We start from the raw sequence: 23,275 nt of genomic DNA, 5'->3' as shown, positions 1-23,275 counted from the left end.
CATATGGTTCCGGCGATGATCGTCGTGCTCGACGAGATCCCCCTCACACCGGTCGGGAAGCTGGACCGGCGGGCGCTGCCCGCGCCTGTGTTCGCCGCGCGCGAGTTCCGCGCGCCGTCGACACCGATCGAGTTGGCGGTCGCCTCGGTGTTCGCCGAGATCCTCGGTGTCGAACGGGTCGGTCTCGACGACGACTTCTTCGAGCTCGGCGGGCATTCGCTGCTCGTGATCAAGGTGATCAACCGGCTGCGGGAGCTGATCGGTCTCGAGGTCGGCGTTCAGGAGTTGTTCGACCACCCGCAGGTCGAGGATCTCGCCCGGGCCATCGACCCGCAGGGCAGCGGCTCCGACGTGGCCGGGTTCGCCGATCACGTGCGGCTCGCCGACGACATCACCGCTGAGGGTGCGCAGCCTCCGCGGATCGAACCGGAGGTCGTGCTGCTGACCGGAGCCACCGGGTTCCTCGGTTCGCATCTGGTGCGGGAGCTGCTCGACCGGACCGACGCCCAGGTTTGGTGCCTGGTCCGGGCGGAATCCCCCGAACACGGTCGCGCCCGCATCGAGGACGCGATGCGCCGCTTCGGATCCTGGCGCGACACCGGCGCCGACCGCATCGTCGCGGTGCCCGGTGACCTCGGGCAGGACAGGCTGGGTCTGAGCGAGACCCGCTTCGCCGAACTCGCCGAGCAGGTCGATGTGATCGTGCACAACGGGGCCCGGGTCAACCACATCGAGACGTACAGCCGGCTGCACCGGCCGAACGTGCTCGCGACGGAGGAACTGTTGCGGCTCGCGGCGACGGTGCGGCTCAAGCCGTTGCATTTCGTGTCCACCGGATCGGTGCTCACCGACGAGGCTGCGCTCGACGCCGGCCGGCCGTACGTCGTGGACGAGGACGACCTGCTCGAGCCCGAGCGCGTCGGCAGTTCGGGTTACGTCCAGTCGAAGTGGGTCGGTGAGGCGGTGGTCCGGCTCGCGGGCGAACGGGGCATTCCGGTGTCCGTCTACCGGCCCGGCTTGATCACCGGTGACGTGGTGACCGGCGCCTGCGGGTCCGACGACGCGTTCTGGAACATGGTGCGTGCCATCGTCGCGCTGCGGAAGATCCCGGACATCGCGACCGGCACGGTGCCGATGGTCCCGGTCAACTACGTGGCGCAGGCACTGGTCCGACTCGCGACGGATCCCGCGACGTGGGGTGGGACGTTCCACCTCGTGTCACAGCGGCGTGTCTCCATGGGTGACCTCGAAACTCAGCTGCGGGCACACGGGTTCGACCTCCGTACCGTTACCGTGCCCGAGTTCGGGGAGGCGCTGTTCACGACGGCGGAGAAGCTTTCCGCATCCGGTGACGACAGCCTCATGCGGGCGATGCTCGTGTCGGGCCAGTTCGCGACCGGCCTCGCCGAGACCGAGACGTTCTCGGACGAGAAGACCCGCGTGTACCTGGACGGGACCGGCGTGGACTGCCCGATCGTGGACGCCGAGGTGCTCGGTCGCTATGTGGGCTACTACGCCGGAACCGGGTTCTTCCAGCAACTCGACGACGAAAGCCTCGACGACGAAAGCGACGGTGACGGCGGCCGCTAGTGCCGATGTGTTCTGCTGCCGCGGACAGCGGCGGCCGACGATGGTCCTGCTCGACCCCGAACGTTCCGAGGAGTGGAGATGAGTCCCTTACGGTATCGTCACGACAGGCAGGCGGTGCGATTCGGGGGTCGGGCCGGTGCCACTATCGCAAATGGTCGCGTCGCGGCCGCTTACAGGAGGAGTTCTGAGATGCGTCGTGCACTCACTGTTCTGCTCGGCAGCGCTGCGGCTGCCGGACTCGTTCTCGGTGCTGCGGGAGCGGCCCAGGCACAACCGATCGTGCCGCAGGCGCCGATCCCGTTCATCGGACTGACCCCGGATCAGCTCGCCGACGCAGTGACTCCGCCGAACTGCCCCCCGGGCAACCTCTTCGCCGTTGTGGGTGGTTTCTGCTTCGTGATCGGCTGATTCTCTGCCGCTGATCTCGGGCGACGACGATGGACCCTTCGGGGGCCATCGTCGTCGCTTTTTCTGCGGAACGGCGTCGGATCAGGCGCGCCAGACGAGTCTGCGCGGCTTGATCCGATCCAACGTGGTGAACAACTTGTAGCGCCGGCCGGGAATGCTCACGAATCGGCCGTTTGCGGCATCGTCGAGTCCTGTTCGCGCGACATCATCGGTATCGAGCCACAACGCCTTCGGAACGCCGGACACATCCTGCCCGCCGCGAGGATGAAATTCGGTGTCCATGAACCCCGGGCACAACGCCACCATGTGGATGCCGTCGGCCGCGAGCTTGTGAGCGAGCCCTTCGGAGAACTTCACCACCCACGATTTGCTCGCGCTGTACGTCGATGCGGGACCCGTGAACAATCCGGAAACGCTGGCAACATTGACGACAGTGCCGCGACCTGCGGCACGCATCGCCGGTAGCGCAGCATGAGTGAGTTCGAGCACTGCAGTAACGTTGACTGCCAATTGATCTCGCAACAGTTCGAGATCCGTGTCCCAGAACTCCCCGTCGGTGAGAAACCCGGCATTGTTCACAAGCACGTCGACACCCTGTGCGAGGCGGGCGGCTGTGGCATCCCGGCCGAGCTCCGTGGCGAGGTCCGCGACGATCACTTCGCTGGTCGCGCCATAGATGTCGGCCAATTCCTTTGCCAGAGTTCGGAGACGCTCTTCATTGCGCGCAACCAGAATCAGGTCGTGACCGCGCTCGGCGAGAACCCGGGCAAAGGAGGCCCCGAGGCCGGAGGTAGGCCCCGTGACGAGCGCGATCGGGCGGCGGGCCTGCGCGGACGGTGCAGCAGCGGAATCTGTCATGGACGTCACGGTAATGGATACGTACACAGCCGCGGGCTGCGGCGCGTGCAAGCTACGGACACCGGCTCGGGTGCTTCGACCGAAGCGAGAACATGCCGGCGCATCCTACCCACTTGCCCCGAGTGTCGTGAGAATTTTGTGCAGATTCCAACCGGCATGCACTCGCCATGTGCTCACGCTAGTGTTCTGTTTCTCCAGTGCAATATCCATCTGCGAGTGACGAGAGGGACACAATTACATGAGCGCGCGGGCGGGGGCCGAACGTGCTGTGTCGAGGCGGATGATGACGCCGAGGCACGCATTGCATCTTGTGGACGACGAGAGTGCGGACACATCAAATATCGTGCACGTGTGGGTCTTCGGACCCGGCGACGACATCGGGGATTCACTCGAACACGCCGAGATCGTCGAGTGGGTGAGCGCGCGGCTTTCCCGTTCGCGGGTCTTCACGGACGTAGTCGAGTTCCACACACCGCTGGCGTATCCGTCGTGGCGGTCGGTCGCGGACGTGCGGGTGGAGGAACACATCCACTGCATCGACCTCGACGGTGGCGGTTGGGGCGCCTTGAGGCGTGAATTGGTTCGAATCCTCGCCGCACCGATGGATCTGCGCCGGCCGCTGTGGGAGATCTACGCACTGACCGGATCCCGTGCCGTGCCCGGTATCGAAGACGGGTCCACGTTCATGGCGTTGAAGTTTCATCACGCGATGGGTGACGGTGTCGAGGCCGTTGCGATCGGCCGCAAGCTCTTCGACGCCCCCGATGCTCCGGTCGGTGCCGATGACGGGGACGAGAACTCAATGACGCCACCCGGCTTCGTTCGTCAGGTCGGTGCACTTCCGGGGCAGCTTGCGAAGATGTTCCGGGCAGCGCGGCGTGCCCGTAAGGCGGTCGCCGAACTCGACTCTCTCGATATTCGTGGCGAGCTCCCGTCCTTGCCCACCGCGCGGCCGAATCGATTCAACCAACTCTCGCGCAACGCCGATCTCGTTTTCGACCTGGCGCGGTGGCCACTCGGGACAGTGCAGGCGGCACGGGCCGCCCTCCCCGGGGCCACGGTGAACGATTTCGCGTTGGCCGTCATCGCCGGAGCCGTGCGAGCGTACCTGGGGGAGCACGATGAGCTCGACGGATCGTCGGTGGTGGTCGCAGTGCCGATGTCGCTCACGCCGGTGGCCGCACGGGCGACGGCGAAGGACGAGGTCTCGAACCAATTCGGCATGATCCTCGTCGACCTCCAAGTAGACGAGCCCGATCCTCTGGTGCGATTCGCCGGCATCGTTGCGGGAACTATGCACGGAAAGCGTCGTAGCCGCAGTCCTCAGGTGCTGGCGGCGACGACAGCGCTGGACGACTATCCGTGGTGGGCCGCGAAACGAGTGATCGCGTCGACCCGACGCGCCGTGAAGAAGGGCACAAGCGTCGCGGCGAATGCTCTCGTCACCAATGTGCCCCGCGGGTCTGCCGACGTGCAGATGTGCGGGCGAAGCGGGATCTCGGCCTTCGGGGTGGTATCCGTACAGCCCGGTCTCGCATTCGCTGTCGCATCGCTCGGCGACGAACTCACGATCTCTTTTACTGCAACCCGCGCCGCAATTCCCGGGTCGCATCGTTTTCGTGAACTGCTGGACGATTCGTTCGCCGAACTCGTCGGAGCGCTACAGGGATCGAAAGAAAATCGATCCGATCTGGTGAATTGATCCGGGATCCTCGGCTGGTGGAGGATGTCCGCGGCCACGGTGCCGATCTCGGACGCCCCCACCGAAGAGGTAACAGATTGCTCGGCTGGAGCGACACGTGTCACTGTACGTAGACTTCCGTCGGCTATTGTCGCTCAATGCCCGGCACAGCCGACCGGCTCGTCACGGTGACCACTGCAGTTCGACTCGAAAAGGTGAAAGACCGATGAAGCAACCGAGGCCAGGATCCTTCGGACGACTGCGCGTGTTCACAGCCGGTGCTGCTATTGCCTTGCTTTCGACGATGGCTGCCGTTGTCCCGGCGAGCGCAGAGCCGGTGGCCGATCCGGTGGCCGAGACTCTTCAGCCGATCGAAACCGTGACGAGCGAGAACGGCTCGAGGATCACGCGCATCGAGAAGTACGACGAACAGCAGCTTCTCGTCTATGTGTACTCGGCGTCCATGGACGAGGAAATTCTTCTCGACGTCTGGCGCCCGGCAGACACGAGCGAGCCGCGTCCGACCTTGTATCTCCTCAACGGTGCGGGAGGCGGTGAGGACAGCGCGACGTGGCGTTACCGCACCGATGCGATCGACTTCTTCAAGGACAAGAACTTGAATGTGGTGTCGCCGGTCGGAGGCAAGTGGAGTTACTACACGGACTGGAAGCAAGAGGATCCGGTCCTCGGTGTGAACAAGTGGGAAACCTTTCTGACGAAAGAAATCCCGCCACTCATCGACGCGGCTCTCGGAACGAACGGCGTGAACGCGATCGCCGGCCTGTCCTCGTCCGGCACCTCTGTCCTGCAGCTCGCGATCGAGGGCGGCGACCTCTACAGGGGCGTTGCGGCCTACAGCGGCTGCGCGCAGACCTCGGATCCGATCGGCCAGCAGTTCGTCAAGCTGACCGTCGAGACGTGGGGCGGGGGCGATACCCGCAACATGTGGGGTGAGCCGAACGACCCGATGTGGGTCGAGAATGATCCGTACGTCCACGCCGAGGAACTGCGCGGGCTCGAGCTGTACATCTCGAACGGCAACGGACTGCCCGGCCCCTACGACACGCTCACCGGCCCGGAGATCGACGGTGAAGTCGATGTGCTCGCCAACCAGGTCATCGTCGGTGGCGTGATCGAGGCAGCGACCAACTACTGCACCCACAATCTGCAGAACAAGCTCAGCGAGCTCGGCATCCCGGCCACCTACAACTTCCGGGACTCCGGCACCCACTCGTGGGCCTACTGGCAGGACGACCTGAAGGATTCGTGGCCGGTGCTCGCCAGAGCGCTCGGACTCGATCCCGCCGCCGAGTAAGGCCTGAGCTTACGAGGGGAATGCGCTTCGAGCGCATTCCCCTCGTATTGTTCGTACGGCGGCGACGTCGCCCACGAATACGGACGCGTACTCGAATCTGCGCTTCACTCTGTGCTGTCGGACACGTGGCGTCGGTGGCGGTATTTTCCGCCCCGAAAGTGTGCTTGTCTAAGCATCTATGTCGAAAACGCGCCTGTCGGTGGTGATACCGGTGTTCAACGAGGAAGAATATATCGGGTCGTGCCTGCGGTCCTTGCTGGCACAGGAAGCCGAACTGAGCGAAATCATTGTGGTCGACAACAACTCGACCGACTCGAGCCGTGAAATCATTCAGGGCTTTGTGCTGGATAACCCGAAAGTGCGTTTATTGTGCGAACCGAATCCCGGTGTCGCCCACGCCCGGAACCGGGGTTTCGAAGCGGCTACCGGTGACGTCTTCGCCAGGATCGATGCAGATACCCGAGTGTCGAGCAATTGGGCGCGGGCCATCATCGGTTACTTCGACCGAGACGACACCGCATCGGTCGGGGGAATCACCGGGCTGAACGACTCATACGATTCTCCGTACCGGGGGCTCGAGAAGCGCGTGGTGGACTGGCAGGTCGAACGGGGGATACTCGGCGGAGAAAAGCGCCTGGCGAACCTGCACGGAGCCAATATGGCCATCCGCGCGCGTGCATGGGAACGGGTACGTGAACGGGTCAGCGCGGACTCGGGCATCCACGAAGACTTCGACCTCGGAATCTGTCTCACCAAAGCCGGTTTCGGAATTGCTCAGCTCGACCGGATGCGAGTCGAGGTCTCGCCCCGTCGAGCCTACACATCACCCGTCGACTTCATGGCGTACACCAAGGCCACGCTCGCGACAGGAACATTGCACGGTGTCGTCGGCGCGCGCTTCCGCCTGGCGGTCGCCGTGCATTGGCTGGGCCATCTGGTGGTATGGCTTGCGTACCGCCCGTACGACCCCGCAACCAAGCGGTTCTCAGCGAGGAAGGCGTTCGTCGGTGGTGGGGAGAGAAGTCTGCCCGTGGCCGGTCCGGCAGAGGACGGGCGCCGTCACCCGGTTTGCGCCGCGCGCCGATAGCCGCGTGCCGCCGGCACCGCGAAGAGGACCACCGCGCCGACCGACCAGGCGATCGTTTTCAGCAGGGGTTCGGCCAGCGGACCACCGAGCGCTAGCGCGCGCATCGTGTCGATCGCGCACGACATCGGCTGATTCTCGACGATCGGCTGCAGCCATGTCGGATAGGCCATTACCGGCACGAAACCCGAGTTGAAGAACATCAGCAGGCTGGACACGATCGACACCATCTCGACCAGAGGGATCTTCACCTGCAGTGTCGCCAGGACGGTCACCATCAGCGCGAACCCGATGCCGAACATGATCGGTACCAGGAAGATCAGGATGGTGGCGGCAAATCCCTGCGTGAACCGGAATCCGAGCGCAAGGCCCACTGCGAAGATCACCGCCGACGTCACCAGGACACGTACCGCTTCCGCCATCATCCGGCCCACCAGGCCGGCGGAACGATGCATCGGCAGCGTGTAGAACCGGCCCAGCAGTCCCGATTCCCGTTCGCCGCGCAACTCGACGGCGCTCACCACGGACCCGAACATCGCGCCGACGAGCACGATCATCGGGACCGTGCCGAAGATCGACGGTTGACCTGTCACAGCGGTGATGCTGTCGCCGAGCACTATTCGGAACATGAGCAGGGTCAGTGCGGGGTAGATCAGGGCCTGGATCATGGTGGCGGGATCCCGCGCCCACCGGGTCAGCAAGCGGCCGCACTGGAGGCGGCTGTGCTCCCACAACGCGCCGAGAGAGCGTTCGTCGCGGGCGCGGGTGGGCAGCGGGTAGGTGAATGCCGGGTTTGCCGTCGTACGCTCCATCGTGGACGGCGCGGCCGGATCTGTTGTCTCGCTCATCGGTTCACCCACGTCTCGTGTTCGCCCACACGGCCAGCGGAACGCACACCAGTGACAGTCCGATCAACCACAGCAGGGTCGGGAAGAACACTTCCCACGTGACCCCGTCCTGCGCCATGTCGCGCATCGCGAACGAGAACTGGGAGATCGGCTGGTTGCGGACGAACGGACGAATCCACTCGGGAAACCCCTCTTCCGGGACGAAACCGCACGAGAGCATGCCGAGAATCAACTGTGGCAGTGTCAGCGCCTGCGACGTGGCCTCGGGACTCTTGGACAGACTGCCGATCGCGTCGGCGCCCAGGCACAACACCAGACTGACTACCAGCGCGGTCGCACCGAACAGTGCCGCCTGGCCGAGCCCTGCCGAGAACCGGAACCCGATCAGGTATCCGAATCCGATCGCGGCGATCAGGGAGAGCACCGACCGCACCAACGAACTGGCCATCCGGGACATCATCGGAACGACCGCGAACACGGGCATCGTCTGCAGTCGGGTCGTGAGGCCGGTCGCGGCCTCCTGGGCGGCCAATTGGGCCGCGGAGATCGCGGTGAACGCCATCGACTGCAGCACGATGATCGGCATCAGGAACTGCGCGTAGTCGATGCCCTGGAGCTGCATCACGAACTTGAGCGGCAGATAGAAACCCAAGCCGAAGACGAACGGCGCGAGGACCGCGAGGACGAATTCGCCGGAGCGCGCCATGGTGCGCAGGGTGCGCGAGGTCAGCGCCGACCATTGGTTCACCGCGGACGGTTCCGCACGCCGGTGCGTGCCGGCCCGCCTGTCGGGGAGCGAGAAGTGGACGTCGGTGTTCGTCCCGTGCGCGGCGTGGCCTTTCGTGTGAACCGTCACGGAGCGCCCTCCACTGCCGGAGACGGAGATACCGCGGCCGACGCGGTGTGCCCCGTCAGACTCAGGAACACGTCGTCGAGCGAGGGGCGTCGCAACCCGATGTCGGCGAGTTCGATCTGCAGGGGCTCGACCCGGCGCAGTACCTCGGTCAGAGTCGCCGCACCGTCCCCTGCCGGGATCGAGACGCGGTCGTGATCGCCCGGCGACGCCAGTTCGGCGCGGATATCGGACGGAACCATGTCCCCGAGCGCTTCGACGAGCCGCGGCACCGCCTGCGGCTCGACCGGGACGATTTCGCAGTAGCTCCCACCCGTGGACGCCTTCAATTCGTTCGCGGTGCCCTCGGCGATGACGGTGCCCTTGTCGATGACGATGATGTTGTCGCTCAGGACGTCGGCTTCTTCGAGATACTGGGTGGTCAGGAGCACGGTGATGCCCTGGTTCTTCAGAGCCGACACGAGCGCCCATACGCCTTGCCTGCTCCGTGGGTCGAGGCCGGTGGTGGGTTCGTCGAGGAACACGACCTCCGGGCGCACCACCAATCCGCACGCAATGTCGACGCGCCGCCGCATGCCACCCGAATACCCCTTCACCGGACGACGACCGGCGTCGACGAGATCGAACTCGCGCAGCAGCTCGTCGGCACGATGGCGTGCCGAGGCACGGTCGAGGCCCATCAGCCGACCGAACAGGATCAGGTTCTCGCGACCGGTGAGGGTTTCGTCGAGAGCCGCGAACTGCCCGGTCATCATGATCGAGCGCCGGACCGCGGCGGGCTCCGCAACCACGTCGTGACCCGCGACCACGGCACGGCCGCGCGTGGGCCGGACGAGGGTGGACAGGACCTTGACCATGGTGGTTTTGCCGGCGCCGTTCGGGCCGAGAATGCCCAGGACGGACCCGGCGGGCGCCGAAAAACTGATGCCTTTCAGCGCGTGGACGTCGCCGTAGGACTTGTGAACGTCCTCCACGAGAACTGACTGGTCCTGGTAGCTCAGCATGAACACCTGCCGTCGTACTCGGATCCGGCCCGGGTCCGGGACTCGGTTGTGGCCCGTCGACGACAGTGTCCCGCCGTCGCGTCGGAATGTTACCGGTCGGACGGCGCGCGGACCGGGGTCTGCGAAACGGGAATCAGCTCCAGATCCCCATGCGGTCGAGGTGACGTACGAGGCGACGTGCGCCGTCGGTGAAGTGGCGGGCGGTTTCGAACCCGGCAGCTTCGGCGTCCGAGGAGCGCAAGGCCTCGAGGATGCGATCGTGTGCGGCTACCGCCTCCAGCCCCCAGTCTCGATCCGACGAGTAGAACTGCACCGGGGTGTATCGGGTGGTGTTGTGGAGGAACCACGCGAGCTTCCGCGCGTCGGCGACCCTGTTGAGGGTGCGGTGGAACGTGAACTCGAGGTGTTCGATTCGCGCAGCGTCCCCGACGCGGACGGCGTCCGCGAACTGCGCGTTGATGTCGATCAGTTCGGTCAGCGCGTCGGGAGTGATCGCGGTCGCGGCGCGCCGGGCGAGTTTCTCCGCGATGCGGCCCTGGAGCCAGAACAGGTCGTCGATGTCGGCGCGGCTGAGCGGCGCGACGACGTAGCCGCGGTGGGGGACCAGCTCCACCAGGCCCTCACCGCGCAGGGTGAGCAAGGCTTCGCGTACAGGGGTGACGCTCACCCCGAGATCTGCCGCGGTTTCGTCCAACCGGATGAAATCACCGGGCCGGACGCCCCCCGACATGATCAGATTCCGCACATGGACGGCGACGTCGTCGGACAATTGCGGCCGTCGCCGCGGCGCACGTCTGCCCGGCGGGCCGGACCGGGCCGACGATTCCATGGGTACTCCTCCGGGTTCCGTGGCGTTCGATTCGTGGGATTATCGCGCATCGGCGGTGCGGACCGTGCGCTGGGTCACAGTGCGGCGATCCGGGATCGAACCCGCGCCGGGCCCCCGTGGCAGCTTCGGGGTCGCCGCGATGCCGGGGCCGGATTGTCTTGTGCGCGAACGTGATCGACTGCGGGATCGGCGAAGGTATCAGTGGGATTCGCGCGCAGGTGGATCTCGGTGCGATCGAGGTGTCGGCAGCGGTGGCGATGGCGTGCCGGACGGACTTGCAGGGCCTCGACGTCGCCGCTGCGGACGCTGCCGATGAACGCGATAGGCTGGGGCGCCCGAAGGGTCTCCGAGGCCCACGGGTTGTGGTCGAACTCGCATCTGAGCAGGAGTTGAACTCTGAGCCCTGCTCCTGCATACTAGTCGGGTTGCCTTGACCGGGCCATGGATGTTTCGCGGCTCGGCCAGGGATGGACGTGACAGTCGTGGATCGAGCCTGACGGCCTGGTCGCGGCCACATGCAAGACGGAAGCAGAACCTACGTGCGCTCATATGTGAGCGCATCCGGTCCCGTTTGTGCGGTGTCGAGCGAGAGCTTCGACGCCGGATGAAAAGCGGCAGTGCGACACGCCCGACCGCGTGGACCGGAGAACAATGACAGATGAACAGCGGCAGCGGATCGGGTACGTCCCGGATCGCGAAGTGTATCGAGTGCTGTTCTGTGTCGCCGTTCCGTTCGGAACTGTGCAGACGAGGTGGTACCCGGCTCGATCGGGACTACGAAACGCGGCAAGAAAAGGACACTAAGCGTGGCGGGACAGAAGATCCGCATCAGGCTCAAGGCCTATGACCACGAGGCGATCGACGCGTCTGCGCGCAAGATCGTCGAGACGGTTACCCGTACGGGTGCCCGCGTGGTCGGCCCGGTGCCGTTGCCCACTGAAAAGAATGTGTACTGCGTCATCCGCTCGCCGCACAAGTACAAGGACTCGCGCGAGCACTTCGAGATGCGGACGCACAAGCGGCTGATCGACATCCTCGACCCGACGCCGAAGACCGTCGACGCGCTCATGCGCATCGACCTCCCGGCCAGCGTCGACGTCAACATTCAGTGACATTCGAGTACAGCGAGCTTGTGAAAGACGCAGCGGAGACAACACATGACTAACCAGATCAAGGGAATCCTGGGCACCAAGCTCGGCATGACCCAGGTCTTCGACGAGAACAACCGGGTCGTTCCGGTCACCGTCGTCAAGGCCGGACCCAACGTGGTCACGCAGATTCGCACCGAAGAGCGCGACGGCTACAACGCCGTGCAGCTCGCGTTCGGTGCCATTGCGCCCCGCAAGGTCATCAAGCCGATCCGTGGCCAGTTCGACAAGGCCGGCGTGACCCCGCGCCGCCACCTCGTGGAGCTTCGGGTGGAGGACACCTCGGAGTTCGAGGTCGGCCAGGAACTCACCGCAGAGGTCTTCGAGGACGGCGCATTCGTCGACGTCACCGGAACCTCCAAGGGCAAAGGGTTCGCCGGCACCATGAAGCGTCACGGCTTCGCCGGCCAGGGTGCATCGCACGGTACGCAGGCTGTGCACCGTCGTCCGGGCTCCATCGGTGGCTGCGCCACTCCGGGCCGCGTGTTCAAGGGCACGCGCATGTCCGGCCGGATGGGCTCCGACCGCATCACGACGCAGAACCTCTCGGTCCACAAGGTGGATGCCGAGAACGGCCTGCTGCTGATCAAGGGCGCGATCCCCGGCCGCAAGGGCGGCCTCGTGATCGTCAAGACCGCAGTGAAGGGTGGTGCACGGGCATGACCAGCACCGAGACCGCAACCAAGCTGACGCTGGACGTCAAGGCGCCGGGTGGCAAGACCAACGGCACCATCGATCTTCCTTCGGAGATCTTCGACGCACCGGCGAACATCGCACTGCTGCACCAGGTCGTCGTCGCGCAGCTCGCTGCCGCACGCCAGGGCACGCACTCCACCAAGACCCGCGGTGAAGTCCGCGGCGGTGGCAAGAAGCCGTACCGGCAGAAGGGCACCGGCCGCGCCCGTCAGGGCTCGACCCGCGCTCCTCAGTTCGTCGGCGGCGGCGTCGTCCACGGCCCGAAGCCGCGCGACTACAGCCAGCGCACCCCCAAGAAGATGAAGGCAGCCGCCCTGCGCGGTGCCCTCTCCGACCGGGCGCGCAGCGAGCGCATCCACGTGATCACCGAACTCGTCTCCGGGCAGGCCCCGTCGACGAAGACGGCACGCGGCTTCCTCGGTGAGCTGACCGATCGCAAGAACGTGCTGCTCGTTGTCGGTCGCGCCGACGTCGCAGCGTGGAAGAGCGTGCAGAACCTGCCGAACGTCCACCCGATCGCGCCGGATCAGCTCAACACCTACGACGTGCTCTACAGCGACGACGTCGTGTTCAGCGTCGAGGCGCTCAACGCGTTCATCCACGGGCCGGCCGAGTCCGCCCAGGAAGTCAAGGAGGAGAGCAAGTGAGCACGATCGCAGATCCGCGCGACATCCTGCTGGCTCCGGTCATCTCCGAGAAGTCCTACGGACTGATGGAGGACGGCACCTACACCTTCCTGGTGCACCCGGACTCGAACAAGACGCAGATCAAGATTGCCGTCGAGAAGGTCTTCGGCGTCAAGGTGAGCAGCGTCAACACCGCCAACCGTCAGGGCAAGCGCAAGCGGACCCGCTTCGGTTACGGCAAGCGCAAGGACACCAAGCGCGCGCTCGTGACCCTCGCGGCCGACAGCAAGCCCATCGAGATCTTCGGAGGCCCGGTCGCCTAGGCGACCGGTACTCGCGAGAGATAGAGGACGAGAAGACTCATGGCAATCCGTAAGTACAAGCCGACTACGCCGGGCCGTCGTGGCTCCAGTGTGTCGGACTTCGCCGAGATCACTCGGTCGACGCCCGAGAAGTCGCTGGTTCGCCCGCTGCACGGTCGCGGTGGACGCAACGCGCACGGTCGTATCACCACGCGGCACAAGGGTGGCGGACACAAGCGCGCCTACCGCTTGATCGATTTCCGTCGCAACGACAAGGACGGCGTGCCGGCCAAGGTCGCTCACATCGAGTACGACCCCAACCGCACCGCCCGCATCGCGCTGCTCCACTACGTGGACGGCGAGAAGCGTTACATCATCGCCCCCAAGGGCCTGATGCAGGGCGCCCCGATCGAGTCCGGCCCCACGGCCGACATCAAGCCGGGTAACAACCTGCCGCTGCGCAACATCCCGACGGGTACCACCATCCACGCGGTCGAGCTGCGTCCGGGTGGCGGCGCGAAGATGGCCCGCTCCGCCGGCGCGAGCATCCAGCTCCTCGGTAAGGAAGGCACCTACGCCACGCTGCGTATGCCCTCCGGCGAGATCCGTCGCGTCGACGTGCGCTGCCGCGCCACCGTCGGCGAGGTCGGCAACGCCGAGCAGTCGAACATCAACTGGGGCAAGGCAGGCCGCATGCGGTGGAAGGGCAAGCGCCCGACCGTCCGTGGTGTGGTCATGAACCCGGTCGACCACCCGCACGGTGGTGGCGAGGGCAAGACCTCCGGTGGTCGCCACCCGGTCAGCCCGTGGGGCAAGCCCGAGGGCCGCACCCGTAAGAACAAGGCGTCCGACAAGCTGATCGTCCGTCGTCGCCGTACCGGCAAGAACAAGCGCTAGGAGGGAGTTAGAGAATGCCACGCAGCCTCAAGAAGGGCCCGTTCGTCGACGACCACCTCCTGGCGAAGGTGGATCTGCAGAACGAAAAGGGCACCAAGCAGGTCATCAAGACCTGGTCGCGCCGCTCCACCATCCTGCCCGATTTCATCGGTCACACCTTCGCCGTCCATGACGGTCGCAAGCACGTGCCGGTGTTCATTTCGGACGCGATGGTCGGACACAAGCTCGGCGAATTCGCGCCGACCCGTACGTTCAAGGGCCACATCAAGGACGACCGGAAGAGCAAGCGTCGATGAGCACTGAAACCACCAACCCCAGCGCTCGGGCAGTTGCGCGCCACGTGCGCGTGACCCCGATGAAAGCGCGCCGCGTAGTCGACATCGTTCGCGGTAAGTCCGTCGAGGAAGCACTCGCAATCCTCAAGTTCGCGCCGCAGTCCGCGGCCGAGCCGGTCGCCAAGGTGATCGCGTCGGCCGCCGCCAACGCGCAGAACAACCTGAACCTCGACCCGAGCACCCTCGTCGTCGCGACGGCGTACGTGGACGAGGGCACCACCCTCAAGCGGTTCCAGCCGCGTGCTCAGGGCCGTGCGTTCCGCATCCGCAAGCGGTCGAGCCACATCACCGTGGTCGTGGAAAGCGTCGCGTCCCGGGCGAATTCGTCCACTCGTAACCGCCGGAAGGGAGCTCAGTAGTGGGCCAGAAAATCAACCCGCACGGCTTCCGTCTCGGCATCACCACCGACTGGAAGTCGCGCTGGTACGCCGACAAGCAGTACTCGGAGTACGTCAAGGAAGACGTCGCGATCCGTAAGTTCCTGGCCTCCGGCCTCGAGCGCGCGGGCATCGCGAAGGTCGAGATCGAGCGCACCCGCGACCGGGTGCGGGTGGATATCCACACCGCACGCCCGGGCATCGTCATCGGCCGCCGCGGCGCCGAAGCCGATCGCATCCGTGCCGCACTCGAGAAGCTGACCGGCAAGCAGGTCCAGCTGAACATCCTCGAGGTCAAGAACTCGGAGTCCGAGGCTCAGCTGGTGGCGCAGGGCGTCGCCGAGCAGCTCTCGAACCGTGTCGCGTTCCGTCGTGCGATGCGCAAGGCCATCCAGTCGGCCATGCGTCAGCCGAACGTCAAGGGCATCCGTGTGCAGTGCTCGGGTCGCCTCGGCGGCGCCGAGATGTCTCGCTCGGAGTTCTACCGCGAGGGTCGCGTTCCGCTGCACACCCTGCGTGCGGACATCGACTACGGCCTGTACGAGGCGAAGACCACCTTCGGCCGCATCGGCGTGAAGGTTTGGATCTACAAGGGCGACATCGTCGGTGGACGTCGTGAACTCGCTGCTGCGGCGGCTGCTCCGGCAGATCGTCCGCGCCGTGAGCGTCCGAGCCGTCCGCGTCGCTCCGGTGCCTCGGGCACCACTGCGACCAGCACCGACGCCGGCCGCGCCGCGTCGGCGGATGCGCCCGCTTCGACAGAGAACAAGGAGGGCTGACGCATGTTGATCCCACGGCGGGTCAAACACCGCAAGCAGCACCATCCGAGCCGTACGGGTGCCGCCAAGGGCGGAACCCAGGTGACCTTCGGTGACTTCGGCATCCAGGCTCTCGAGCCGGCCTACATCACCAACCGGCAGATCGAGTCCGCTCGTATCGCCATGACCCGGCACATCAAGCGTGGCGGCAAGATCTGGATCAACATCTTCCCGGATCGCCCCCTCACGAAGAAGCCGGCCGAAACCCGCATGGGTTCCGGTAAGGGCTCGCCCGAGTGGTGGGTCGCGAACGTCAAGCCCGGTCGCGTGCTGTTCGAGATGAGCTACCCGAACGAGGAGATCGCCCGCGAGGCCCTGCGTCGCGCGATGCACAAGCTCCCGTGCAAGTGCAGGATCGTGACGAGGGAGGAGCAGTTCTGATGGCTACCGGTACCCCCGCCGCGGAGCTCCGCGAGTTGAACGACGAAGAATTGGCCGCCAAGGTTCGTGAGGCCAAGGAAGAGCTGTTCAACCTTCGCTTCCAGATGGCCACCGGCCAGCTGGACAACAACCGCCGGCTGCGCACCGTGCGCACTGAGATCGCCCGTATCTACACGGTGCTGCGTGAGCGTGAGCTCGGATTGGCCTCCGGCCCGGATGCGGGTGACGTGGCATGAGTGAGGATAAGGCAGTGACCCAGAACGAAGAGCGCGCCAGCCGCAAGGTTCGCATCGGCTACGTCGTCTCGGACAAGATGGAAAAGACCATCGTGGTCGAGCTCGAGGACCGTGTGAAGCACCCGCTGTACGGCAAGATCATCCGCCGTACCTCGAAGGTGAAGGCGCACGACGAGAACGGACTCGCCGGCATCGGCGACCGCGTGCAGCTGATGGAGACCCGTCCGCTGTCCGCGTCGAAGCGCTGGCGTCTGGTCGAGGTGCTCGAGAAGGCCAAGTAGCCTTCCCGATCCACTCGACACGCGATCGATGCACGGCACCCTCACCATCCTTCAACGGACGGGAGGGTGCCGTCGCACTTTCCGGTGCCGTCGATGCCGGCCGAGGCCGTCACGATCGGTGCGAGGCGAGCGAGCTCACAGTTCGCTAGTTTGCCCCGCATCCTGTATATGGCCTACTCTGGACGGGTTGCCTGGGGGACCCGTGTGTCTTTCGCACGTGAGCCTCGGGCAGCCGACGACCGCGTACGTCCAGGTCGGAAATCTGACGTGCATACCAATCCAGGTCAAGGAGAAGTAAGTGATCCAGCAGGAGTCGCGAGTGCGCGTCGCCGACAACACGGGTGCCAAGGAGATTCTCTGCATCCGCGTTCTCGGTGGCTCGTCACGTCGCTACGCCGGTGTCGGTGACATCATCGTCGCCACCGTCAAGGACGCCATCCCCGGCGGCAACATCAAGCGGGGCGAGGTCGTCAAGGCCGTTATCGTGCGCACCACCAAGGAGCGCCGTCGGCCGGACGGCTCGTACATCAAGTTCGACGAGAACGCCGCCGTCATCATCAAGGGTGACAACGATCCGCGTGGCACTCGTATCTTCGGACCCGTCGGTCGCGAGCTGCGCGACAAGCGGTTCATGAAGATCGTTTCGCTCGCTCCGGAGGTGCTGTGATGAAGGTGCACAAGGGCGACACCGTGCTCGTCATCTCGGGTAAGGACAAGGGTGCCAAGGGCAAGGTCATCGCGGCCTACCCCAAGGAGAACCGTGTCCTCGTCGAGGGCGTGAACCGAATCAAGAAGCACACCGCGGTCTCGGCCAACGAGCGTGGTGCCTCTTCCGGGGGCATCGTCACGCAGGAGGCCTCGATCCACGTTTCCAACGTCGCGGTTATCGACTCGGACGGCAACCCCACTCGCGTGGGCTACCGGACCGACGAGGAGACCGGCAAGCGCGTTCGGATTTCCCGGAAGAACGGGAAGGACATCTGACATGACCACCACCGAGAACAAGACCCTGCCGCGCCTGAAGGCCCGCTACCGTGCGGAGATCAAGGACGCACTGCAGGCCGAGTACAACTACGCGAACGTCATGCAGATCCCCGGCGTGGTGAAGGTCGTCGTCAACATGGGTGTCGGCGACGCCGCCCGCGACGCGAAGCTGATCAACGGCGCCGTGAACGACCTGGCCCTGATCACCGGTCAGAAGCCGGAGATCCGCAAGGCCCGCAAGTCCATCGCCCAGTTCAAGCTGCGCGAAGGCATGCCGATCGGTGCGCGCGTCACCCTGCGCGGCGACCGCATGTGGGAGTTCCTGGACCGTCTCGTGTCCATCGCGCTGCCTCGTATCCGGGACTTCCGTGGCCTCAACGGCAACCAGTTCGACGGCAACGGCAACTACACGTTCGGCCTGAACGAGCAGTCGATGTTCCATGAGATCGACGTGGACAAGATCGATCGCCCGCGCGGTATGGACATCACCGTCGTGACGACCGCCACCAACAACGAAGAAGGCCGTGCCCTGCTCAAGCACCTCGGCTTCCCGTTCAAGGAGAACTGAGCCCATGGCTAAGAAGGCACTGGTCAACAAGGCCAACAAGAAGCCGAAGTTCGCGGTGCGCGCCTACACCCGCTGCCAGCGCTGCGGGCGCCCCCACTCGGTGTTCCGCAAGTTCGGACTCTGCCGCATCTGCCTCCGTGAGATGGCACACCGCGGTGAGCTTCCCGGGGTTCACAAGAGCTCCTGGTGACGTGAACGGTGGGCGGAGCGCCTCGGCGCCTCCGCCCACCGCCGCGTGTCAGGGGCCGGCAGCTTCCGCTACCGGCCCACTATTTGAAACCAAGTTCGCTGTAGGCCCACGGCCGGGACACCCGGTGTTGCATGGGAACCGCACCGAGAAAGGTGTACAGGTCAGACCATGACCATGACCGACCCCATCGCAGACTTCTTGACGCGTCTGCGTAACGCCAACACGGCGTACCACGACGAGGTCAAGCTCCCGTCGTCGAAGATCAAGGTGAACATCGCCGAGATCCTCAAGCGCGAGGGCTACATCTCCGATTACCGCACCGAGGACGCCGAGGTGGGCAAGACCCTCGTCGTCGACCTCAAGTACGGGCCTTCCCGTGAGCGCAGCCTTGCCGGCGTGCGCCGCGTGTCGAAGCCCGGTCTGCGCGTGTACGCGAAATCCACCAACCTGCCCAAGGTCCTGGGCGGCCTCGGCGTGGCGATTATCTCCACGTCTTCCGGCCTGCTCACCGATCGCCAGGCGGCCAAGCACGGAGTGGGCGGGGAAGTCCTCGCCTACGTCTGGTAAGGGAGGCCACCACAATGTCGCGAATCGGAAAACTCCCCGTTACCGTCCCCGCCGGGGTCGAGGTGAACATCGACGGCCAGAACGTCGCAGTGAAGGGGCCCAAGGGCAACCTGTCGCTGACGATCTCCGAGCCGATCACCATCGCCAAGGGCGACGACGGCCTGCTCAACGTCAGCCGTCCCAACGACGAGCGTCGCAGCCGGTCGCTGCACGGCCTGTCGCGGACGCTGGTACAGAACCTCATCGTCGGTGTGACCGAGGGCTACACCACGAAGATGGAAATCTTCGGCGTCGGCTACCGCGTGGCACTGAAGGGCAAGGACCTCGAGTTCTCGCTCGGCTACAGCCACCCCGTGCTGATCGAGGCACCCGAGGGCATCACGTTCGCCGTCGAGACGCCCACGAAATTCTCGATCACGGGAATCGACAAGCAGAAGGTCGGCCAGATCGCGGCCAACATCCGTCGTCTGCGGAAGTCCGACCCGTACAAGGGCAAGGGCATCCGCTACGAGGGTGAGCAGGTCCGTCGCAAGGTCGGAAAGACGGGTAAGTGATCATGAGCCAGACAGAGAACCAGAAGGCCAAGCGCATCCCGCGTGGCAAGGACGCGTCCACGACGCGTCGACTGTCGAAGACGCGTCGTCACTTCCGTCTTCGCAAGAAGATCTCCGGCACCGCCGAGCGTCCGCGTCTCGTCGTGAACCGGTCGTCGCGCCACCTGCACGTGCAGCTGGTCAACGACCTGACCGGCACGACCCTCGCCGCAGCGTCGACCATCGAACCCGATGTGCGCGCTGTCGAGGGCGACAAGAAGGCTCGCGGCGCGAAGGTCGGTCAGCTGATCGCCGAGCGCGCGAAGGCTGCCGGCGTGGAAGCTGTGGTCTTCGACCGCGGCGGTCACACCTACAGCGGCCGCATCGCGGCCCTCGCGGACGCGGCTCGCGAAAGCGGGTTGAAGTTCTGATGATCACTTTTTCTAACGGAAGGAACGCCTGATGCCGGGACGTCAGCGGCGTGACGGCGGCAGCGGTCCCGCCGGACAGAATGCCCCCAACAGCGGAGACAACCGCGGTGGTCGCGACCGCCGCGACCGCGACTCGCGTGGCGGCGGCGCCGCCGAGAAGTCGAATTTCATCGAGCGTGTCGTCTCGATCAACCGTGTGTCGAAGGTCGTCAAGGGCGGCCGGCGCTTCAGCTTCACCGCTCTGGTGATCGTGGGCGACGGCAACGGTCTGGTCGGCGTCGGCTACGGCAAGGCCAAGGAAGTTCCCGCGGCCATCCAGAAGGGTGTCGAGGAGGCTCGCAAGGGCTTCTTCCGCGTCCCGATGATCGCCACCACCATCACGCACCCGGTTCAGGGTGAGGCTGCTGCGGGCGTCGTCATGCTCCGTCCGGCCTCGCCGGGTACCGGTGTGATCGCCGGTGGCGCGGTGCGTGCCGTGCTGGAGTGCGCGGGTATCTCCGACATCCTGTCGAAGTCGCTCGGTTCCGACAACGCGATCAACGTCGTGCACGCGACCGTGGCGGCGCTCAAGGGCCTGCAGCGTCCCGAGGAAGTTGCGGCTCGCCGCGGCCTCCCGATCGAGGACGTGGCCCCCGCCGGCATGCTGCGCGCCCGCGCACAGGCTGCTGGGAGCGTGAAGTAATGGCAGATCTGAAGATCACCCAGATCAAGAGCACCATCGGTTGCAAGCAGAATCAGCGTGACAGCCTGCGCACCCTCGGCCTGCGGAAGATCCGTCAGTCCGTGGTTCGTGAGGACACTGCGCAGAACCGTGGCTTGATCAACGTGGTGCGTCACCTCGTGACCGTTGAGGAGGTCTGAGAATGACCATCAAGCTGCATCATCTGCGCCCCGCACCGGGCGCCAAGACGGACAAGACCCGCGTCGGACGCGGTGAAGGTTCCAAGGGCAAGACTGCCGGCCGCGGTACGAAGGGCACGAAGGCACGCAAGAACGTGTCGCCGGCCTTCGAAGGTGGCCAGATGCCCCTGCACATGCGTCTGCCGAAGCTCAAGGGCTTCAAGAACGCATTCCGCACCGAGTACCAGATCGTCAACGTCGGCGACATCGCCCGGGTTTTCCCGGAGGGTGGCCAGATCGGCATCGACGAGCTCGTCGCCAAGGGCCTGGTTCGCAAGAACCAGCTCGTGAAGGTGCTCGGCGAAGGTGAACTGTCGGTTGCCGTCCAGGTGACCGCGAACAAGTTCTCCGGTTCCGCCAAGGAAAAGATTGCCGCTGCGGGTGGCACCACGACCGAACAGGCCTGACCTGTCCGATCGTGCGTGACCCACGGTGTCGGAACGGCCGCGGTGCAGATCGAACTGCACCGCGGTCGTTCCTGCTTTCACGGTGTTGCCGTACGCTACCGGCGTACGCCACGATGCCGCTCCGTGACGCCCGGAAGCCTGCGCCGGTCATCCTGACGGACAGGCGCCCGAGCGCGCACTGTTAGAGTTCAAGAGTTGTCTACTGTCCGGCGGGCTCACGAGTCGACCCGTCGTTCCCGTTCGGCCTGCCAGGAGGATCTTTGCTTTCCGCCTTCGTCTCGGCCCTCAGGACCCCGGACCTGAGGCGGAAGATCCTCATAGTCCTCGGACTGGTGGCGCTGTACCGCCTCGGTGCGACGGTGCCGTCCCCGGGTGTCGACTACGGCAACGTTCAAGCCTGCGTCGATCAGCTCGCGGGCGGCGAACAAGCCGGGATCTATTCGCTGATCAATCTCTTCTCCGGTGGCGCGCTGTTGCAGCTGTCGGTATTCGCGATCGGCATCATGCCCTTCATCACGGCGAGCATCATCGTGCAGCTCCTGACGGTGGTGATCCCGCGCTTCGAGGAGCTCCGCAAGGAAGGCCAGTCCGGTCAGGCCAAGATGACGCAGTACACGCGCTATCTGGCCGTCGCCCTCGCGATCCTGCAGTCGACCGGCATCGTCGCGCTCGCCGCGCGCGGCCAGTTGCTGCAGGGCTGTGCCGAACCGATCCTCGCCGACGACAGCGTCTTCGGCATGGTTGTCATCGTGCTCGTCATGACCGCGGGTGCCGCTGTGCTGATGTGGTTCGGTGAGCTCATCACCGAACGCGGCGTCGGCAACGGTATGTCACTGCTGATCTTCGTCGGTATCGCGTCCCGGCTGCCTTCCGAGGGCCGGAACATTCTCGAGGCCCGCGGCGGCCTGGTGTTCGCCATCGTGTGTGTCGTGGCGCTCGTGATCATCACCGGTGTCGTGTTCGTCGAGCAGGGCCAGCGACGCATCCCGGTGCAATACGCGAAGCGCATGGTGGGCCGTCGGATGTACGGCGGCTCCTCGACGTACCTGCCGCTCAAGGTCAACCAGGCCGGCATCATCCCCGTGATCTTCGCGTCGTCGCTGCTGTACCTGCCGAACCTGATCGCTCAGCTGACGGGAGCGACATCGGCGGTCGAGCCCAGTTGGTGGCAGCGGATCATCAACGAGTATCTGGTCAACCCGAACAACCCCGTCTACATCGCCATCTACTTCTCGCTGATCGTGTTCTTCGTGTTCTTCTACGTCGCCATCACCTTCAATCCGGAGGAACGCGCCGACGAGATGAAGAAGTACGGCGGATTCATTCCGGGCATCCGGCCGGGTCGCCCGACCGCCGAGTACCTCAGTCACGTGCTCAACCGGATCACCGTTCCCGGGTCGATCTATCTCGGTCTCATCGCAGTGCTGCCGCACTTCTTCCTGTCCGGCAGCGAAACCGCATCGAGTATTTTCGGTGGTGCCGCGGTGCTAATTCTCGTCAGTGTCGCGCTGGACACTGTCAAGCAGATCGAAAGTCAATTGATGCAGCGCAACTACGAAGGGTTCCTCAAGTGAGACTTGTACTCCTCGGTCCTCCCGGTGCCGGCAAGGGCACGCAGGCCGCGATCCTGTCCGAGAAGCTCGGCGTCCCCGCCATTTCGACCGGTGATCTCTTCCGCGCCAACATCGGGCAGGGCACTGCGCTCGGGCTCGAGGCCAAGAAGTACATCGACGCGGGTGACCTCGTTCCTGCAGAGATCACCAACAACATGGTGCGCGAGCGCCTTGCGGAGCCCGACGCCGCCAACGGCTTCCTCCTGGACGGCTTCCCCCGCAGCGTCGAGCAGGCGAAGGAACTCGAGAACATCCTCGCGCAGCTCGGCGTCGCCCTCGACGGCGTCCTGTCGTTCGTCATCGACGAGGACATCGTCGTCGAGCGCATGCTCGCCCGCGGTCGCGCCGACGACACCGAGGACGTGATCCGCAACCGTCTCCGGGTCTACCGTGAGGAAACCGCTCCACTGCTCGACCACTACGCCGGCTCGATCATCACGGTCGACGCGGTCGGCGAGGTCGACGAGATCAACGCCCGCGCCCTCGCTGCGCTGGGCAAGTAGCAACAGGGAAGT

The 23,275-nt window shown here is 65.1% G+C and carries 33 protein-coding genes; 28 read left to right on the top strand and 5 right to left on the bottom strand.

Annotated elements, in window-relative coordinates; all coding sequences use genetic code 11:
• A partial coding sequence (locus Q8814_RS08730; RefSeq protein ID WP_330151616.1) for a thioester reductase domain-containing protein occupies nt 1-1,590 on the top strand: 1,590 nt, incomplete at its 5' end.
• A gap of 189 nt (nt 1,591-1,779) precedes the next feature.
• Nucleotides 1,780-1,998 carry a hypothetical protein gene (locus tag Q8814_RS08725; RefSeq protein ID WP_330151615.1) on the top strand — a complete coding sequence of 73 codons (219 nt, stop codon included), beginning with the start codon at nt 1,780-1,782 and terminating at the stop codon, nt 1,996-1,998.
• Nucleotides 1,999-2,079: 81 nt separating this feature from the next.
• On the opposite strand, the gene Q8814_RS08720 is transcribed toward Q8814_RS08725, so the two are convergent.
• On the bottom strand, nt 2,080-2,856 hold the full coding sequence (locus tag Q8814_RS08720) for an SDR family NAD(P)-dependent oxidoreductase (protein ID WP_330151614.1): 777 nt from the start codon (nt 2,854-2,856) through the stop codon (nt 2,080-2,082).
• 349 nt (nt 2,857-3,205) lie between these two features.
• Here Q8814_RS08720 and Q8814_RS08715 point away from each other — a divergent pair, with 349 nt between their 5' ends.
• From Q8814_RS08715 to Q8814_RS08705, 3 genes are all read left to right on the top strand, one after another.
• A complete protein-coding gene (locus tag Q8814_RS08715; RefSeq protein WP_330151613.1) occupies nt 3,206-4,558 on the top strand; it encodes a wax ester/triacylglycerol synthase domain-containing protein in 1,353 nt (450 codons plus the stop codon).
• A 283-nt stretch (nt 4,559-4,841) separates the two neighbouring features.
• Complete coding sequence (locus tag Q8814_RS08710; protein WP_330151612.1) at nt 4,842-5,852, top strand: alpha/beta hydrolase; 1,011 nt, start codon at nt 4,842-4,844, stop codon at nt 5,850-5,852.
• A 178-nt stretch (nt 5,853-6,030) separates the two neighbouring features.
• Entirely contained in the window at nt 6,031-6,939 is a 909-nt protein-coding gene (locus tag Q8814_RS08705) for a glycosyltransferase (RefSeq protein WP_330151611.1), read from the top strand.
• Here Q8814_RS08705 and Q8814_RS08700 read toward each other — a convergent pair.
• The 4 genes from Q8814_RS08700 to Q8814_RS08685 all read right to left on the bottom strand — a co-directional run bounded on the left by Q8814_RS08700 (nt 6,912) and on the right by Q8814_RS08685 (nt 10,470).
• Nucleotides 6,912-7,784 carry an ABC transporter permease gene (locus Q8814_RS08700; protein ID WP_408015865.1) on the bottom strand — a complete coding sequence of 291 codons (873 nt, stop codon included), beginning with the start codon at nt 7,782-7,784 and terminating at the stop codon, nt 6,912-6,914. The genes Q8814_RS08705 and Q8814_RS08700 overlap by 28 nt on opposite strands.
• A 4-nt stretch (nt 7,785-7,788) precedes the next feature.
• A complete protein-coding gene (locus tag Q8814_RS08695) occupies nt 7,789-8,640 on the bottom strand; it encodes an ABC transporter permease (protein ID WP_330151610.1) in 852 nt (283 codons plus the stop codon).
• Nucleotides 8,637-9,641 carry an ATP-binding cassette domain-containing protein gene (locus Q8814_RS08690; protein ID WP_330151609.1) on the bottom strand — a complete coding sequence of 335 codons (1,005 nt, stop codon included), beginning with the start codon at nt 9,639-9,641 and terminating at the stop codon, nt 8,637-8,639. The genes Q8814_RS08695 and Q8814_RS08690 overlap by 4 nt, the downstream gene beginning before the upstream one ends.
• 133 nt (nt 9,642-9,774) lie before the next feature.
• Nucleotides 9,775-10,470 (bottom strand): GntR family transcriptional regulator, encoded by a 696-nt coding sequence (locus tag Q8814_RS08685; RefSeq protein ID WP_330151608.1) that lies wholly within the window; start codon nt 10,468-10,470, stop codon nt 9,775-9,777.
• Nucleotides 10,471-11,276: 806 nt separating this feature from the next.
• On the opposite strand from Q8814_RS08685, the gene rpsJ reads away from it, so the two are divergent.
• From rpsJ to Q8814_RS08570, 23 genes are all read left to right on the top strand, one after another.
• Nucleotides 11,277-11,582, top strand: a complete 306-nt coding sequence (gene rpsJ, locus Q8814_RS08680) for a 30S ribosomal protein S10 (RefSeq protein WP_003938093.1) — start codon at nt 11,277-11,279, stop codon at nt 11,580-11,582.
• A 45-nt stretch (nt 11,583-11,627) separates the two neighbouring features.
• Complete coding sequence (gene rplC / locus Q8814_RS08675) at nt 11,628-12,281, top strand: 50S ribosomal protein L3 (RefSeq protein WP_330151607.1); 654 nt, start codon at nt 11,628-11,630, stop codon at nt 12,279-12,281.
• Nucleotides 12,278-12,961 (top strand): 50S ribosomal protein L4, encoded by a 684-nt coding sequence (gene rplD / locus Q8814_RS08670; RefSeq protein ID WP_330151606.1) that lies wholly within the window; start codon nt 12,278-12,280, stop codon nt 12,959-12,961. The genes rplC and rplD overlap by 4 nt, the downstream gene beginning before the upstream one ends.
• Nucleotides 12,958-13,263, top strand: a complete 306-nt coding sequence (gene rplW, locus Q8814_RS08665; protein ID WP_330151605.1) for a 50S ribosomal protein L23 — start codon at nt 12,958-12,960, stop codon at nt 13,261-13,263. Before rplD ends, rplW begins: the two co-directional genes overlap by 4 nt.
• 39 nt (nt 13,264-13,302) lie before the next feature.
• Nucleotides 13,303-14,139 carry a 50S ribosomal protein L2 gene (gene rplB / locus Q8814_RS08660; protein WP_330151604.1) on the top strand — a complete coding sequence of 279 codons (837 nt, stop codon included), beginning with the start codon at nt 13,303-13,305 and terminating at the stop codon, nt 14,137-14,139.
• Between the two features lie 14 nt (nt 14,140-14,153).
• Nucleotides 14,154-14,435, top strand: a complete 282-nt coding sequence (gene rpsS / locus Q8814_RS08655) for a 30S ribosomal protein S19 (protein WP_330151603.1) — start codon at nt 14,154-14,156, stop codon at nt 14,433-14,435.
• On the top strand, nt 14,432-14,833 hold the full coding sequence (rplV, locus tag Q8814_RS08650) for a 50S ribosomal protein L22 (RefSeq protein WP_330151602.1): 402 nt from the start codon (nt 14,432-14,434) through the stop codon (nt 14,831-14,833). The genes rpsS and rplV overlap by 4 nt, the downstream gene beginning before the upstream one ends.
• Entirely contained in the window at nt 14,833-15,630 is a 798-nt protein-coding gene (gene rpsC, locus Q8814_RS08645; RefSeq protein ID WP_330151601.1) for a 30S ribosomal protein S3, read from the top strand. Before rplV ends, rpsC begins: the two co-directional genes overlap by 1 nt.
• Before the next feature lie 3 nt (nt 15,631-15,633).
• The gene (rplP, locus tag Q8814_RS08640) at nt 15,634-16,050 is read left to right on the top strand and encodes a 50S ribosomal protein L16 (RefSeq protein ID WP_330151600.1); all 417 of its coding nucleotides are present in this window, start codon (nt 15,634-15,636) and stop codon (nt 16,048-16,050) included.
• On the top strand, nt 16,050-16,286 hold the full coding sequence (gene rpmC, locus Q8814_RS08635) for a 50S ribosomal protein L29 (RefSeq protein ID WP_330151599.1): 237 nt from the start codon (nt 16,050-16,052) through the stop codon (nt 16,284-16,286). Before rplP ends, rpmC begins: the two co-directional genes overlap by 1 nt.
• A complete protein-coding gene (gene rpsQ / locus Q8814_RS08630) occupies nt 16,283-16,567 on the top strand; it encodes a 30S ribosomal protein S17 (protein WP_330151598.1) in 285 nt (94 codons plus the stop codon). Before rpmC ends, rpsQ begins: the two co-directional genes overlap by 4 nt.
• Nucleotides 16,568-16,865: 298 nt before the next feature.
• On the top strand, nt 16,866-17,234 hold the full coding sequence (rplN, locus tag Q8814_RS08625) for a 50S ribosomal protein L14 (RefSeq protein WP_330151597.1): 369 nt from the start codon (nt 16,866-16,868) through the stop codon (nt 17,232-17,234).
• Nucleotides 17,234-17,551, top strand: coding sequence for a 50S ribosomal protein L24 (gene rplX, locus Q8814_RS08620; RefSeq protein WP_330151596.1), 318 nt, complete (start codon nt 17,234-17,236; stop codon nt 17,549-17,551). The genes rplN and rplX overlap by 1 nt, the downstream gene beginning before the upstream one ends.
• Before the next feature lies 1 nt (nt 17,552).
• Nucleotides 17,553-18,119, top strand: a complete 567-nt coding sequence (gene rplE, locus Q8814_RS08615; RefSeq protein WP_330151595.1) for a 50S ribosomal protein L5 — start codon at nt 17,553-17,555, stop codon at nt 18,117-18,119.
• A 4-nt stretch (nt 18,120-18,123) separates the two neighbouring features.
• Nucleotides 18,124-18,309, top strand: coding sequence for a type Z 30S ribosomal protein S14 (locus Q8814_RS08610; protein WP_006554598.1), 186 nt, complete (start codon nt 18,124-18,126; stop codon nt 18,307-18,309).
• Nucleotides 18,310-18,477: 168 nt separating this feature from the next.
• Nucleotides 18,478-18,876 carry a 30S ribosomal protein S8 gene (rpsH, locus tag Q8814_RS08605; protein ID WP_330151594.1) on the top strand — a complete coding sequence of 133 codons (399 nt, stop codon included), beginning with the start codon at nt 18,478-18,480 and terminating at the stop codon, nt 18,874-18,876.
• 14 nt (nt 18,877-18,890) lie between these two features.
• Nucleotides 18,891-19,430 (top strand): 50S ribosomal protein L6, encoded by a 540-nt coding sequence (rplF, locus tag Q8814_RS08600; RefSeq protein WP_330151593.1) that lies wholly within the window; start codon nt 18,891-18,893, stop codon nt 19,428-19,430.
• A gap of 2 nt (nt 19,431-19,432) precedes the next feature.
• Nucleotides 19,433-19,840 carry a 50S ribosomal protein L18 gene (rplR, locus tag Q8814_RS08595; protein WP_330151592.1) on the top strand — a complete coding sequence of 136 codons (408 nt, stop codon included), beginning with the start codon at nt 19,433-19,435 and terminating at the stop codon, nt 19,838-19,840.
• A gap of 31 nt (nt 19,841-19,871) precedes the next feature.
• On the top strand, nt 19,872-20,522 hold the full coding sequence (gene rpsE, locus Q8814_RS08590) for a 30S ribosomal protein S5 (protein ID WP_330151591.1): 651 nt from the start codon (nt 19,872-19,874) through the stop codon (nt 20,520-20,522).
• The gene (gene rpmD / locus Q8814_RS08585) at nt 20,522-20,701 is read left to right on the top strand and encodes a 50S ribosomal protein L30 (protein ID WP_330151590.1); all 180 of its coding nucleotides are present in this window, start codon (nt 20,522-20,524) and stop codon (nt 20,699-20,701) included. Before rpsE ends, rpmD begins: the two co-directional genes overlap by 1 nt.
• 2 nt (nt 20,702-20,703) lie before the next feature.
• A complete protein-coding gene (rplO, locus tag Q8814_RS08580; RefSeq protein ID WP_330151589.1) occupies nt 20,704-21,147 on the top strand; it encodes a 50S ribosomal protein L15 in 444 nt (147 codons plus the stop codon).
• 260 nt (nt 21,148-21,407) lie between these two features.
• Nucleotides 21,408-22,721, top strand: coding sequence for a preprotein translocase subunit SecY (gene secY / locus Q8814_RS08575; RefSeq protein WP_330151588.1), 1,314 nt, complete (start codon nt 21,408-21,410; stop codon nt 22,719-22,721).
• On the top strand, nt 22,718-23,263 hold the full coding sequence (locus tag Q8814_RS08570) for an adenylate kinase (RefSeq protein WP_330151587.1): 546 nt from the start codon (nt 22,718-22,720) through the stop codon (nt 23,261-23,263). Before secY ends, Q8814_RS08570 begins: the two co-directional genes overlap by 4 nt.
• The last annotated feature ends 12 nt before the right edge of the window (nt 23,264-23,275 follow it).

Source organism: Rhodococcus chondri, from assembly GCF_036327435.1.
Classification (GTDB): Bacteria; Actinomycetota; Actinomycetes; order Mycobacteriales; family Mycobacteriaceae; genus Rhodococcus; species Rhodococcus chondri.
This window is presented reverse-complemented; position numbering and strand designations above follow the sequence as displayed.

Excerpts from the sequence above, each read along its gene's own strand:
- Q8814_RS08690 (WP_330151609.1), bottom strand. The coding sequence starts at position 9,641 with ATGCTGAGCTACCAGGACCAGTCAGTTCTCGTGGAGGACGTTCACAAG.
- Q8814_RS08685 (WP_330151608.1), bottom strand. The coding sequence starts at position 10,470 with ATGGAATCGTCGGCCCGGTCCGGCCCGCCGGGCAGACGTGCGCCGCGG.
- Q8814_RS08710 (WP_330151612.1), top strand. The coding sequence starts at position 4,842 with ATGGCTGCCGTTGTCCCGGCGAGCGCAGAGCCGGTGGCCGATCCGGTG.
- rpsE (WP_330151591.1), top strand. The coding sequence starts at position 19,872 with ATGCCGGGACGTCAGCGGCGTGACGGCGGCAGCGGTCCCGCCGGACAG.
- rpsH (WP_330151594.1), top strand. The coding sequence starts at position 18,478 with ATGACCATGACCGACCCCATCGCAGACTTCTTGACGCGTCTGCGTAAC.
- rplO (WP_330151589.1), top strand. The coding sequence starts at position 20,704 with ATGACCATCAAGCTGCATCATCTGCGCCCCGCACCGGGCGCCAAGACG.
- rplR (WP_330151592.1), top strand. The coding sequence starts at position 19,433 with ATGAGCCAGACAGAGAACCAGAAGGCCAAGCGCATCCCGCGTGGCAAG.
- rplF (WP_330151593.1), top strand. The coding sequence starts at position 18,891 with ATGTCGCGAATCGGAAAACTCCCCGTTACCGTCCCCGCCGGGGTCGAG.
- rplP (WP_330151600.1), top strand. The coding sequence starts at position 15,634 with ATGTTGATCCCACGGCGGGTCAAACACCGCAAGCAGCACCATCCGAGC.
- rpmC (WP_330151599.1), top strand. The coding sequence starts at position 16,050 with ATGGCTACCGGTACCCCCGCCGCGGAGCTCCGCGAGTTGAACGACGAA.
- Q8814_RS08610 (WP_006554598.1), top strand. The coding sequence starts at position 18,124 with ATGGCTAAGAAGGCACTGGTCAACAAGGCCAACAAGAAGCCGAAGTTC.
- Q8814_RS08700 (WP_408015865.1), bottom strand. The coding sequence starts at position 7,784 with ATGAGCGAGACAACAGATCCGGCCGCGCCGTCCACGATGGAGCGTACG.
- rplV (WP_330151602.1), top strand. The coding sequence starts at position 14,432 with ATGAGCACTGAAACCACCAACCCCAGCGCTCGGGCAGTTGCGCGCCAC.
- rplE (WP_330151595.1), top strand. The coding sequence starts at position 17,553 with ATGACCACCACCGAGAACAAGACCCTGCCGCGCCTGAAGGCCCGCTAC.
- rpmD (WP_330151590.1), top strand. The coding sequence starts at position 20,522 with ATGGCAGATCTGAAGATCACCCAGATCAAGAGCACCATCGGTTGCAAG.
- rplD (WP_330151606.1), top strand. The coding sequence starts at position 12,278 with ATGACCAGCACCGAGACCGCAACCAAGCTGACGCTGGACGTCAAGGCG.
- rplC (WP_330151607.1), top strand. The coding sequence starts at position 11,628 with ATGACTAACCAGATCAAGGGAATCCTGGGCACCAAGCTCGGCATGACC.
- rplB (WP_330151604.1), top strand. The coding sequence starts at position 13,303 with ATGGCAATCCGTAAGTACAAGCCGACTACGCCGGGCCGTCGTGGCTCC.
- Q8814_RS08720 (WP_330151614.1), bottom strand. The coding sequence starts at position 2,856 with ATGACAGATTCCGCTGCTGCACCGTCCGCGCAGGCCCGCCGCCCGATC.
- rplX (WP_330151596.1), top strand. The coding sequence starts at position 17,234 with ATGAAGGTGCACAAGGGCGACACCGTGCTCGTCATCTCGGGTAAGGAC.
- Q8814_RS08725 (WP_330151615.1), top strand. The coding sequence starts at position 1,780 with ATGCGTCGTGCACTCACTGTTCTGCTCGGCAGCGCTGCGGCTGCCGGA.
- Q8814_RS08705 (WP_330151611.1), top strand. The coding sequence starts at position 6,031 with ATGTCGAAAACGCGCCTGTCGGTGGTGATACCGGTGTTCAACGAGGAA.
- rpsS (WP_330151603.1), top strand. The coding sequence starts at position 14,154 with ATGCCACGCAGCCTCAAGAAGGGCCCGTTCGTCGACGACCACCTCCTG.
- rpsQ (WP_330151598.1), top strand. The coding sequence starts at position 16,283 with ATGAGTGAGGATAAGGCAGTGACCCAGAACGAAGAGCGCGCCAGCCGC.